Here is an 11438-nt window from a genome sequence, read left to right as displayed (position 1 = left end):
TTGGTTTCCATTTGAAAGGGGGTCGGTCGCAATTTTTCCGCATCAGCGGCGGCGACTCGATCTACTTTACACACCCCCAAGACCCCACGCAAATCACCCCTCGGGCGAGCGAGAACCGCGTCAATCCGGGACAAAACAGCCGGTTCGGCCCCAAAAGAAGCCGCCGGCGTCGTCATCCAATGCTGTGTGCTGCGCCACTTAATCGCGAAGCCACGAAACTCGCCAAAGTCGGACACGCGAAGCATCAATGCCCGGTCCCCTGCGCCTTAAACGCAAGAAGAGCCGGCAACCAAACGGTTGCCGGCCCCTCTAGTGCTTCTGGATTACCAGGAAGACTTGGTGATGCCCGGGAGCTCACCACGGTGAGCCATGTCGCGGAAGCGAACACGGGAGATACCGAACTTCTGGAAGGTACCGCGCGGGCGGCCGTCGATGATGTCGCGGTTACGCAGACGGATCGGGGAGGCGTTGCGGGGCAGCTTCTGCAGGCCGAGGCGAGCCTCTTCGCGTGCTTCGTCAGTCGCGTTGGCGTCAACCAGGGTCTTCTTCAGTTCGAGACGCTTTGCAGCGTAACGCTCAACGATGACCTTGCGCTGCTCGTTGCGAGCAATCTTGGACTTCTTAGCCATGTTTAGCGCTCCTCTCGGAATTCGACGTGCTGGCGGATCTTGGGGTCGTACTTCTTCAGGACCAGGCGGTCCGGGTCGTTACGACGGTTCTTGCGGGTTACGTAGGTGTAACCGGTTCCCGCAGTCGACTTCAGCTTGATGATCGGACGTACGTCCTTGTCTTTTGCCACTAGAGCTTCACCCCGCGAGCCAGAACTTCGGCGACGACTGCGTCGATGCCGCGAACGTCGATGGTCTTGATGCCCTTGGCCGACAGGGTCAGCGTGACATTACGGCGCAGGGACGGAACCCAGTAGCGCTTCTTCTGGATGTTGGGGTCGAACCGACGCTTGTTGCGGCGGTGCGAGTGCGAAATGCTGTGTCCAAAGCCCGGCTCGGCTCCGGTCACCTGGCAGTTTGCTGCCATGACGACTCTCCTAAAAAATAAAATGAAACGGCCAGCAGAGTTCCTGCTTCCCGTGCAATAGGCGACGTCCGCAACCAGTCCACACCGTTTTCGGTAGTTCCCGCGGGCTGGATCCCTTGACTGAAACCAGCCAAAGATCACCGCTGCGGCGAAGGTAGTGGGTCCGGACAACAGGCCGGAATACTGGGCGAATACTGGAATGCACGCAACTTGAGCCCCTAACTACCGGCCCGCGGATATCCCGTTGTTACCAACAGTCACCGCCAACCGGAGCAATTGCACACGCTCCGCGCCACCTAGCGCCTAATAAGTCTAGGGGCTGGGGGAAATTAAGACCAATCGGGTGTATAAGAACCAAGTCGCTCAACTCATAAGCGGAGGCTAGGCCCTTCACAGGAGATCGAAAGGTTGAGAGTTCAATCTTGAGGCATGAAGTCACAACTCCTCGCCTCCCCAGGCCAACGTGTGGGTATGCCCCCGGGCCGGCCGCCAGCGCCCGAGCGGCGCAATCCCGCCAGGGGAAGGTTCGCTGCGCAGCATCGCAGACGCATGTTCCGGACGGACATGCTCACCGTTGCGCTGTGGGCTTCCCTCGCGGCGGCGCTGGCGTTGTGGCTCGCCGACGGCGGGATGTCGTCGGTCGGGAACCTCACCCAAGCGGTCACCGCCGCCGGGATCCTCGCCGGGCTTGCCGGCATGGATCTGGTTTTCCTGATGCTTCTGCTCGCGGCACGACTGCCTTTCGTGGACGGCGCGGTCGGCCATGACAGGGCGTTGGAGTTCCACCGGAAGCTAGGCAAACCGGCGCTCTACCTATTGCTGGCGCACGGACTTCTCGTCGCGACCGGTTACGGCATGGCCGAGGGCCTGAACCCCGTCAGCGAAGCCGTTTCGCTCTGGGTGCTGGTACCCGACATGTGGTTGGCGTTCGTCTCCATGGCGCTCTTCATTGCCGTGGTGGTCACCTCGCTGGTAGCTGTTCGCCGCCGCTTTCCCTATGAATTCTGGTACTTCGTCCACCTGCTCACGTATTTGGCCGTAGCGCTCGCCCTGCCGCACCAGTTCAGCGTGGGCGGATTATTCGCCGAAGGCACCTGGCAGCGTTGGTACTGGCTGCTGCTCTACATCGGAACAGGCTCGGCGCTGGCTTGGTTCCGTATTGCCCAGCCGGTGATAGCCACCTACCGGCACCAGCTGACGGTGCGGCGCGTTGTGCCCCTTGCGCCTGGCGTCTTCAGCATCGAAATGAGCGGCCTGCGATTGAACGAATTGTCGGGAAACGGCGGCCGGTTCTTCGTCTGGCGCTTCCTTGCCCCAGGCATGTGGTGGCAGGCGCACCCGTTCAGCCTGTCGGCGGAACCGATCATGCCGCCGTCGGGCACGTCATACGGGCGGCCCGCCCAACAGCCCACCTTGCGGATCACTGTCCGGAACCTGGGAGCGGGCTCGGCCCGGCTGGCTTCGCTCAAGCCGGGAACGAAAGTAGCCATCGAAGGTCCCTACGGTGTCTTCAGCACGGCGGCCCGGAGCCGGGAACACGTTGTGATGATCGGCGCAGGAATCGGAATCACGCCCCTCCGTGCGCTCCTGGAATCCACCCCCTTCGCGCCCGGCCAGGCGACCGTCCTGTTGCGCGGCAGCACCACTGACGAGCTATTCCTTGGCGACGAGATCCTGGAATTGTGCCGGAAGCGCGGTGCCACGCTCTTCCATCTGACCGGCCCGCGGTCGGCGAATCCCCAAAGCGCGTGGTTGCCTGCCTCTGCCGGCACCTCGCGGCTGCGGGACTTCGTACCGGCCATCACCGACGCGGATGTCTACATCTGTGGTCCATCGGCTTGGGCCCGCCAGGTGCTGGCTGAGGCAAAAAGCTCCGGCGTCCGGGAGGAGCAGCTCCACTACGAAAGGTTTGACTGGTGAGACTCAGGGCAGGAATATCAGCGGCGCTGGCGTCGGCGGCAATCCTTGTGGTCGGGTGGCAGTCGGGTGCACACGTGGCTGACTCGAACGCATCGGCGGTCACCACCTCCGCAACCGGAAACGCGGCCGGTACCGCTTCAGGAACGGGCTCGACGGCGAACGGAACCACCGGGAGCAGCGCTTCCGGATCGTCCTCGGGAACCGGAGCCGGCTCCAGTTCCAGCACGGGCTCCAGTTCCAGTTCCAGTTCCAGTCTGGGGGCATCGGCCAAGGCAGGGGGCACCTACGCCGGCACGGCAGTGGAGACGCGCTTTGGAACGGTACAGGTCCAGGTAACCATCAAGGCCGGCGTCATCACGGATGTCACAGCCCTGCACCTGACCGACCAAGAGCAACGTTCCGTCCAGATCAGCGCCAGGGCTGCACCCCTGCTCCGCTCCGAAGTGCTGAGCGCCCAGTCGGCGAACGTGCAGACCATCGGCGGGGCCACCTATACCAGCGAGGCGTATTTGACGTCGCTCCAGGCAGCCCTCGATGCAGCCCACTTCTAAGCCACGCGAGACCGGAGGGGGCAGTTCGGAGCCCAGCCTTCGTTCCCGAACGTTCACCAGCATGGGCTCCGTGGTGAGCCTCGCCATCCCGACTGCTCCCGGGATGGCCCCCCAAGCCGCGGTGGAAGAACTCGAGGCGGCCACCGACGTCGTCGAGCAGTTGTTCACGGGGTTGGACCGGACGTTTAGCCTCTACCGTCCCGACTCGGAGGCGAGCGCGATGGCGCGGGGCGAGCTGGCCCTGAGGGACGCCTCCGTGGACGTGCGCCGGCTGTATGTCGAGGCTGTCGACTGGCGCAGCCTCACGGCAGGTGCGTTCACGGCAGAACGGCCCGACGGCGTCGTGGACTTGGCCGGGATCGTCAAGGGACATGCGATACGGGAAGCCGGAACGTCGCTGCTCGCGCTGGGGCTGCAGGATTGGTGCCTCAACGCGGGCGGGGATGTCCTTGTGGCCGGTTCGCCGACGCCGGGCACTGCGCGGCCGTGGCTGGCGGGGATTATTGCCCCGGAGGATCGGACGACGCTCCTGACCGCGTTTCCCCTCGGCAGCAAGGGCAGGCACGCGCTGGCGACCTCGGGAACGAGCGAACGCGGCCACCACATTTGGTCCGCGGGCCTCCAATCGGCGCGGGACGAGGGGTTCCGCCAGGTTTCAGTGGCAGCGGCCGATATCATCACGGCCGACGTCCTGGCCACCGCCATCATGGCGGGCGGCGCCGGGACCCTCGCGCTGGCCACCTCCCACTGGGACGTGGACGTGCTCGCGGTGAAGAACGACGGCGAACTGCTCGCCACGCCGGGCTTCCGGAAACTTGCTACGGCCGGGTGAGCTGCGGGTACTTCGGGCTGAGACCGTCACCTGAGGACTTGCCCGTCACGCGGCGGACCACCCACGGGGCTGCGTGTTCACGGGCCCAACGCGCATTGGCCCGCAACGCTTCCACGCGCGCAGGCTGGGGTTGCGGGACCGGCGGCGGAACCTCGAGGGAACCTTCGTGCTCCAGGACGGCCAGCACCCGGTTGGCCATGTTGATGTGGCCCGCAGTGGACATGTGCATCCGGTCCTGCGCCCACATGTGCCAGTCGTGGTATTCGCTGAAGCGCCAGTAGTCCACCACCAGCGCACCGTGGTTTTCGGCGATTTCCCGCAGCAATTCGTTGTAGATCGCGGTGCGTCCGCGCATGGTGCCGAAAACCTTGGAACTGCGGGCATCGAAGCCCGTGAAGAGAAGCAACGTGGCGCCGGTGGCACTGATCTTCCCGATGCCGGCCTCGTAGTCTTCCATCAGCCTGTCGATATCGACTTTGGGGCGGAAGATGTCGTTCGCGCCCGCGTATAAGGTCACCAGCGTCGGTTGAAGCGCGACGGCGGCGTCCACCTGCTCTGCCATGACTTGCCGGAGTTTCTTGCCCCGGATGGCCAAGTTGGCGTAGCCGAAATCGTCGTTGCTTTGGGCCAATTGCTGGGCAACAAGGTCTGCCCATCCCCTGACCCCGTTGGGCCGCGAGGGGTCGGCGTCGCCAAGTCCTTCGGTGAACGAGTCACCCAATGCCACGTACCGGGCAGAAAAATCCATGGCGCCAGTCTTTCATCAGTGCGGGGCGGCCGTCACGTGGGGCCGGTGCTCAGGGCGCGGCGGCTCCGGCACCGGCCCGCGGGCAGCGGGCAGCAGTTGCCGCCGGCAGCGAGGCCGCTGGCGTGGCGCCGGCGGCAGCGAGGCCGCTGGCGTGGCGCCGGCGGCTTAGCGTTCGCGCAGGATCCAGTGATCGTCGTCCAACCGGGCCACGATTTTCTCGCCGATCCGCGCGAGGTCCGCAACGTCGTCGTCGGTCATGGCGTCCAACATCAAGGCGCGGACGGCATCCACATGACCCGGGGCGAGGGACACGATGGTGTCCATGCCGGCCTCGGTCAGGTGCGCCACGGTGACACGGGCATCGCCCGGGTGGGCCTCGCGCTCCACCCAGCCGCGTCTCTGCAGCTTGGTGACGACGTGGGACAGCCTCGACAAGGAAGCGCTGGTGCGAGCGGCAAGTTCACTCATCGGCAGGAAACGCCCCTCCGCTTCGGACAACATGGCGAGCACGTTGTAGTCGAAAAGCGACAACTTGCCGGCCGCTTGCAGTTGGGTGTCCAGGGCTGCGGGCAGCAGGGTGTTGATGCTCAGGAGGGCCAGCCAGGCACGGCGTTCGTCGGCGTTGAGCCAGCGCGGTTCGGTCATGGATTCATCTTAGAAGGAAATCAATGCTTGACACTTCAACTTAAGGTCATTATTGTTTTAGTTGAAGCTTCAAGTAACTGATCGTGAACCAATCGTGAGCACTCAAGCAAAGGAAACAACAATGGCTGACATCACCATCATCGGTACCGGCAACATGGCGTCCGGCATCGTGGCCCGCGCGGCCACCGCAGGCAAGAGCGTCCAGGTCCTCAGCCGCGACGCCGGCTCCGCTGCTGCCCTTGCGGCGACGGTCAACGGAACCTCCGGCATCACGGGATCCCCGGTGGAAGGCAGCATCGTGGTGCTGGCCACCCCGTTCGCGGCCTCCAAAGAAGTCCTTTCTTCCTATGGCTCAGCGCTCAACGGCAAGACGATCGTCGACATCTCCAACCCCGTGAACTTCGAGACTTTCGATTCCCTCACCGTTCCCGCCGGGACCTCGGCCGCCGAAGAACTGCAGGCCTTGGTCCCCGGCGCATCGGTAGTGAAGGCCTTCAACACCGTCTTCGCCGCCACGCTCGCGGAGGGCGAAGTGGACGGCCAGACCCTCGATGTACTCGTGGCGGGCGACGACGCCGAGGCGACGGCCGCCGTCGTCGACTTCGTCAAAGGTGCCGGGCTGCGTCCGGTGAACGTCGGACCGCTGCGCCGCTCGCGTGAGCTCGAAGCCTTCCAACTGCTCGTCATGACTCTCCAGATCAGCGAAGCCCACCCCGACTACAACTGGAACTCTGCAGTCAAGCTCCTGCCGTAGTTCACTTTCGGAGGGCGGCCCTTTGAGGCCGCCCTCCGCGTTGTAGGCTGGGCGGCATGTTCGTGGTTTCGCTGACCTACAAAGTTCCCGACGAGATCGTCGATTTCCACCGCCCCGCACACATGGATTGGGTCAAAGAAGCGTTCGACGCCGGCACTTTCGTTGCGTCCGGACGTCGCGTTCCAGCCATCGGAGGTGTCCTGTTGTCCAACGTCGACCGTGCAACACTAGACGCTTCCCTGGCGACGGATCCGTTCTACGTCAACGGAGTGGCCGACTTCGAGATCATCGAATTCACGGTCACCACGGCATCCGCGGGCTTCGAAAACCTGCTGGACTAGTTAGCTTGGGCGTCCAGGGCGTCACGCGGGGCACACCGTCGCCAAAAATTTGTCAGGCGTGACGCCACCCCCTTAAATCCGGGCCGGCTCTGGGGACGTCCCCAACCGCTCCGGCAGGACCACCGGCATAAGGGCCGGCCAGCGGGCGCTCAGGTGATCGCCGCTCGAAACTCCCCTGAAACGACGCGAAAGCCAGGGTGCCACATCGCGCCTGAGCCACGCGGCGTCGTCGGTCATGATCTCGGCGCGGCTCCGCGGTTGCAGCGCCCCAAGCACCGGTGCGGCGAGCGAGTGCGTGGCACCCAAGACCTCCAAGACCTTCTTGGCCATGTATTCGTGCCCGATACCGGACATGTGCAGCCGGTCCGGAGCCCACATCCGGCGGTCCTGATATTTTTCGAAGCACCAATGGTCCACCAGAAGCGTTCCGTAGGCTGCGGAAATGCGCCGGATGTGTTTATTGAAGACTGCCGTGCGCAGCTTGAGCGGCTCCAACACCGGCGAAAGCGGCACGTTGTACTCAGTGAAAAGCAGGACTTGGGCGCCACTGTCCGCGATCCGGGCAACGGCATCCTCGAATCCACGGACCAGCATGCGCATGTCCAGTCGGGCGCCGAGCAGATCGTTGCCGCCAGCGTGGAAACTGACCAGGGTGGGGGCCATCGCGAGCGCGGGCTCGAGTTGTTCAACCACGATCTGCCTGAGCCGACGGCCGCGGAGGGCAAGGTTGGCGTACTGCGTCTGCGGCTGGTGCCTGGCCAGTTCCTCGGCCACGCGATCGGCCCAGCCCCTGCAATCGTTGGGAAGGCGAAGGTCTACGTCGCCGACGCCTTCAGTGAAGGAATCTCCGACGGCGACGAATCGCATCGGCGTCTCCATGGCCATGGTCATGTCCCCCCGTTGTTTTGAGCTTTGCATTGCGCGTTGCCTTGCGCGTTGCCTCCAGCAGCGGCGGCGCCCGCCGCGGCGGCCTGGCGTTCCGCGAGTTTTCGGAGCCCGGCCTTCCGCGGCACCTTCACGGGCTCGGGCCAGCGCGGGCCAAGGGCGTCCCCGAGCGTGACGCCGCGAAGCTTCCGGCCAAACAACGGCAGCACCCAGTCGTTCACCCAGCGGCGCTGACGGCGTTCCCAGTCGCGCAACTTGAGGCGCTGCGGCGGTTCCCAGTCTTTGGGCGAGAACTTATGCGGGACGCCGAGGTGATCCAGGACCTGCGAGGCCATATATTTGTGCCCGGCTTTGGACATGTGAAGGCGGTCCGAAGCCCACATCCGGCGGTCGTGGTAAGCGTCAAGGCACCAATAATCCACCAGCACGGCCCCGTACTTGGCGGCCAGCTCGCGGACGCGCTCGTTGTAGAGGGCATTCCGCTTCTTGAAGGGTTCCAGCACGGCCGAGACCTTGACGTCGTACCCCGTGAACAAGACCAAGGTGGCCCCCGTGGATGCGAGGCGGGCCACGAGCCTTTCGTACTCGGCCATGAGGATGTCCATGTCCGTGCCGAAGTCCAGGATGTCGTTTCCGCCGGCGTAGAGCGTGATGAGCGTGGGTTCCATGGCCAGGGCACGGTCCAATTGCTCGTCGACGATGTGACGGAGCCGCTTGCTCCGCACCGCAAGATTGGCATACTCCCAGCCAGGTTCGGCCTTGGCCAGTTTCTCGGCGACGCGGTCGGCCCAGCCCCGGACGCCGTTCGGCAGGGCCTCGTTCCGGTCCCCCACGCCCTCGGTGAAAGAATCGCCCAAGGCAACAAACCGCCGTCGTCCGTTCTGGTCAGCATCAAGCACGTTCCCAGCCACCACGCCAGCGTAGCCCCGCCCGGTTGCCCGCCGGCAAAGCCCAGGTTAATTCGACGCTCGCTCACCTATAGGGCATTCTGGCCGAACGCCCGCTCACTTATGGCGCGTTTCGGGCGAACCCCCGCTCACCTATAGCCCCTTTCGGCCAGACGCCCGCTCACCTGACGTGAGCGAGCGTTCCCGGTTTTGGCCGCGTATGTGAGCGAGCGTCGGCGAAAAGGACGATATATGTGAGCCGGCGTCGGAGGGGGCGGGTTAGAGTTCGGCTTTCCCTTTGCGCCAGTAGCCCATGAACGCCACCTGCTTCCGGTCGATCCCCACATCCCGGACCAGGTACCGGCGCAACTCTTTGATGACTCCTGCCTCGCCTGCGATCCAGGCGTAGAACGGCAAAGCGCCCGAGGGAAGGCCAGGGTTGCGGCTCGCTTCGATCGCGGCCGTGTCCATGCGCAGCGGGGTTTCCCACAAGATGCCCCGGTCCACGTTGACATCTTCGGGCTCGGGGCCGGCGGCGCCATCGAGCGAGATGATCCCCACCCAACCGGGGACGGGTACAGCTCCGCGTACGGCTTCGTGCAGCAACTCGCCGTGGGGCCGGGACCGGCCGAGGGCCGTGCCCCGCGCGAGCCACGTGATTTCGATGTCGGCCTCTGTGTCGAGGTCTTGGAAATCCCCGGCTTCGGGTACCTCAAGGAAGGCATGCCCTGTGATTCCCGCGGGCAACGATTCAAGGATCGCGCTGATAGCGGGGACCGCTGTTTCGTCCCCGGCAAGAAGGACCCGCTGCGCCAATCCGGGACGCCATTCGATGCCGGAATACGTTTCGGCGGTGACGCAATGGGCTGCCCGGTTGTTGGGGCCGATGATGGTGATCGAATCCCCCGGCTTCGCGGCGAGCGCCCAGTTTGCAGCGGGCCCGCCCGTCGGGTGAACCGCACCGCCGTCGACGCCGGGCCCCGCCACACCGCCGCTAGCGCCGCCGGCCCAACCACCGTGACCGCCGCCGTCGAAGTGCATTACGAAGTCGACGTCGATCTCGGGGTAGACGGCGTCGAGCCTCTCGTTCCGCACGGTGTAGGTCCGCATCGATCCGCGGACCGCGGGATCCATCGCCAACCACTCTTGGTACCAACCGGCGTCGCCCGTGTGGAAGGCGGGCAACGGCAGGGGGTGCCCGTCGGCGTCGAGCGAGGGAATCATGAGTTTGATGCGCAGGTCCAGGGTGTTCCCCGAAACCCCGAATCCGCGCAGGCAATATCCCCCGAACGTGATGCGGCGGAAGTGGGGGCCGAGATCCTCGACGGCGGTGACCGTGACATCGAAGGCCAGGGTCATCGGCTCCGTGGTTGCGTTTCGCACAACGGCGTCTGCGTTCATGAGGCGAACTCCAATTCGATGGACGTTGAGTGAGCGGCGGTGCGATGCCGGCCGATCGGGAGAACGAGCGGGGTGCCGGAAATTGGATCCGGAACCACCCGGGAATCCAAGCCAAAAACGTCGCGCACCAAGTCCTCGGTGACCACTTCCAGCGCGGGCCCCTCGGCGACGATCGCCCCGGTCTTCATGGCGATGACGTGGTCGGCGTAACGCGCTGCCAGGTTGAGGTCATGCAACACGATTGCCACGGTGGTCCCCCGGCTGCGGTTGAGGTCGGTCACCAGGTCCAGCACCTCCACTTGGTGTGCCAGGTCAAGGTAGGTGGTGGGTTCGTCAAGGAGCAGGACCTCGGTCTCCTGCGCAAGGGCCATGGCGATCCACACCCTCTGGCGTTGCCCACCGGACAATTCGTCGACGTTCCGTTCAGCAAGCTCAAGCGTTGACGTGGTCTCGAGTGCGCGTTGGACGGCGAGATCATGCACCGACCGGTCACCAGTCCTCCAACTGCCGAAGAATCCTTGGTGCGGATACCGTCCGCGGCCCACCAGTTCGCGGACGGTGATGCCGTCCGGGGCGAGGGGGTGCTGCGGAAGAAGGCCGAGCGTGCGGGCGAGTTCGCGGGCCGGGCGGGAGTGGATGTCCTTGCCATCCAGTGTGACGACGCCGGCGCTCGGCTTCAGGAGCCTGGACAGCCCCCTGAGCAACGTGGATTTCCCGCAGGCGTTGGCACCCACGATCATGGTCACTTTGCCTTCGGGAACCTCCGTCGAGAGTCCTTCGACCACCCGTCGTTGCTCGTATTGGAGCGTCAATCCGCGTGCGCTCAGTTGTGCCATGTCAGGCTTCCTTTCGGTTGGACGTGACCAGGAGCCACAACAGGAATGGAGCGCCGAGGGCGCCGGTAATGACGCCGACCGGCAGGACGGTGCCGGCCAGAACCAGGGGTGCCACGTTGTACGCGAAGTAGTCGGCCGCGAGGACGATCAAGGCGCCGGTGAACGCCGACGCCGGGAGGCTGGGTCGGCCGACCACCCGCCGGGCGATCGGCCCGGCGAGGAAGGCGACGAAGGCAACCGGACCGGCAGCCGCCGTCGCCATTGCTGCGAGCGCGACGGCGGTGATCACCAGGCCGAAACGTACGGCGTTTACGCGGATTCCTAGTCCGGCCGCGGCGTCGTCCCCGAGTTCGAGCATGCGCAGCGGTGCGGCGAGGAGGGCCAGCGCGGGAACAAGCACGGCGAGCGAGGCCATGAGTACGCCCACGCGCTCCCAATTGGCCGAATTCAAGGAACCGTTGAGCCATATGAGGGCCTCGGAGGCTGTCCGGATATCCGCCCGGGTCATGAGGAAGTTCACCACCGCCCCCAATGCGGCGGCGACACCAACGCCGGCAAGGATAAGCCGGTTGCCTGCCGCATTCCCGCGACGGCCGCCCGACC

The 11438-nt window shown here is 64.9% G+C and carries 15 protein-coding genes; 5 read left to right on the top strand and 10 right to left on the bottom strand.

The window, feature by feature from the left end; genetic code table 11:
- Positions 1–323 precede the first annotated feature (323 nt).
- Genes rpsN through rpmB form a run of 3 tightly spaced genes read right to left on the bottom strand, consistent with a single transcriptional unit; the run spans position 324 to position 1035 of the window.
- The gene (gene rpsN / locus AC3WJU_RS21750; protein WP_028267656.1) at positions 324–629 is read right to left on the bottom strand and encodes a 30S ribosomal protein S14; all 306 of its coding nucleotides are present in this window, start codon (positions 627–629) and stop codon (positions 324–326) included.
- A 2-nt stretch (positions 630–631) separates the two neighbouring features.
- Entirely contained in the window at positions 632–799 is a 168-nt protein-coding gene (gene rpmG / locus AC3WJU_RS21745) for a 50S ribosomal protein L33 (protein ID WP_003798558.1), read from the bottom strand.
- The gene (gene rpmB / locus AC3WJU_RS21740; RefSeq protein WP_078107326.1) at positions 799–1035 is read right to left on the bottom strand and encodes a 50S ribosomal protein L28; all 237 of its coding nucleotides are present in this window, start codon (positions 1033–1035) and stop codon (positions 799–801) included. Before rpmB ends, rpmG begins: the two co-directional genes overlap by 1 nt.
- 429 nt (positions 1036–1464) lie before the next feature.
- Here rpmB and AC3WJU_RS21735 point away from each other — a divergent pair, with 429 nt between their 5' ends.
- The 3 genes from AC3WJU_RS21735 to AC3WJU_RS21725 all read left to right on the top strand — a co-directional run bounded on the left by AC3WJU_RS21735 (position 1465) and on the right by AC3WJU_RS21725 (position 4338).
- On the top strand, positions 1465–2955 hold the full coding sequence (locus tag AC3WJU_RS21735) for a ferredoxin reductase family protein (RefSeq protein WP_492260836.1): 1491 nt from the start codon (positions 1465–1467) through the stop codon (positions 2953–2955).
- Entirely contained in the window at positions 2952–3506 is a 555-nt protein-coding gene (locus AC3WJU_RS21730) for an FMN-binding protein (RefSeq protein WP_492260835.1), read from the top strand. Before AC3WJU_RS21735 ends, AC3WJU_RS21730 begins: the two co-directional genes overlap by 4 nt.
- A 61-nt stretch (positions 3507–3567) precedes the next feature.
- Positions 3568–4338, top strand: coding sequence for an FAD:protein FMN transferase (locus tag AC3WJU_RS21725; RefSeq protein WP_492260837.1), 771 nt, complete (start codon positions 3568–3570; stop codon positions 4336–4338).
- Here AC3WJU_RS21725 and AC3WJU_RS21720 read toward each other — a convergent pair.
- Together AC3WJU_RS21720 and AC3WJU_RS21715 are read right to left on the bottom strand one after the other, a co-directional pair.
- Positions 4325–5086 carry an SGNH/GDSL hydrolase family protein gene (locus AC3WJU_RS21720; protein ID WP_306963504.1) on the bottom strand — a complete coding sequence of 254 codons (762 nt, stop codon included), beginning with the start codon at positions 5084–5086 and terminating at the stop codon, positions 4325–4327. The genes AC3WJU_RS21725 and AC3WJU_RS21720 overlap by 14 nt on opposite strands.
- 165 nt (positions 5087–5251) lie before the next feature.
- On the bottom strand, positions 5252–5731 hold the full coding sequence (locus AC3WJU_RS21715; protein WP_234754501.1) for a MarR family winged helix-turn-helix transcriptional regulator: 480 nt from the start codon (positions 5729–5731) through the stop codon (positions 5252–5254).
- 121 nt (positions 5732–5852) lie between these two features.
- On the opposite strand from AC3WJU_RS21715, the gene AC3WJU_RS21710 reads away from it, so the two are divergent.
- Both AC3WJU_RS21710 and AC3WJU_RS21705 read left to right on the top strand, forming a co-directional pair.
- The gene (locus AC3WJU_RS21710; protein ID WP_492260834.1) at positions 5853–6485 is read left to right on the top strand and encodes an NADPH-dependent F420 reductase; all 633 of its coding nucleotides are present in this window, start codon (positions 5853–5855) and stop codon (positions 6483–6485) included.
- Between the two features lie 56 nt (positions 6486–6541).
- Complete coding sequence (locus AC3WJU_RS21705; protein WP_059388678.1) at positions 6542–6826, top strand: YciI family protein; 285 nt, start codon at positions 6542–6544, stop codon at positions 6824–6826.
- Positions 6827–6898: 72 nt separating this feature from the next.
- Here the strand turns inward: AC3WJU_RS21705 and AC3WJU_RS21700 are convergent, their stop codons facing one another.
- The 5 genes from AC3WJU_RS21700 to AC3WJU_RS21680 all read right to left on the bottom strand — a co-directional run.
- Positions 6899–7744: an SGNH/GDSL hydrolase family protein gene (locus AC3WJU_RS21700; protein WP_492260833.1), complete on the bottom strand. Its 846-nt coding sequence runs from the start codon at positions 7742–7744 to the stop codon at positions 6899–6901.
- Positions 7714–8610 carry an SGNH/GDSL hydrolase family protein gene (locus AC3WJU_RS21695; RefSeq protein WP_492260832.1) on the bottom strand — a complete coding sequence of 299 codons (897 nt, stop codon included), beginning with the start codon at positions 8608–8610 and terminating at the stop codon, positions 7714–7716. The genes AC3WJU_RS21700 and AC3WJU_RS21695 overlap by 31 nt, the downstream gene beginning before the upstream one ends.
- A gap of 267 nt (positions 8611–8877) precedes the next feature.
- On the bottom strand, positions 8878–9999 hold the full coding sequence (locus tag AC3WJU_RS21690) for a siderophore-interacting protein (RefSeq protein ID WP_492260831.1): 1122 nt from the start codon (positions 9997–9999) through the stop codon (positions 8878–8880).
- The gene (locus tag AC3WJU_RS21685; protein ID WP_492260830.1) at positions 9996–10835 is read right to left on the bottom strand and encodes an ABC transporter ATP-binding protein; all 840 of its coding nucleotides are present in this window, start codon (positions 10833–10835) and stop codon (positions 9996–9998) included. Before AC3WJU_RS21685 ends, AC3WJU_RS21690 begins: the two co-directional genes overlap by 4 nt.
- Position 10836: 1 nt before the next feature.
- The coding region (locus tag AC3WJU_RS21680; protein WP_492260829.1) for an iron chelate uptake ABC transporter family permease subunit at positions 10837–11438 on the bottom strand (602 nt) is incomplete at its 5' end.

The organism is Arthrobacter sp. FW306-1B-F12A, assembly GCF_058781865.1.
The sequence above is the reverse complement of the archived record's forward strand: the minus strand, read 5'-3'. Positions and strand labels throughout refer to the sequence as shown.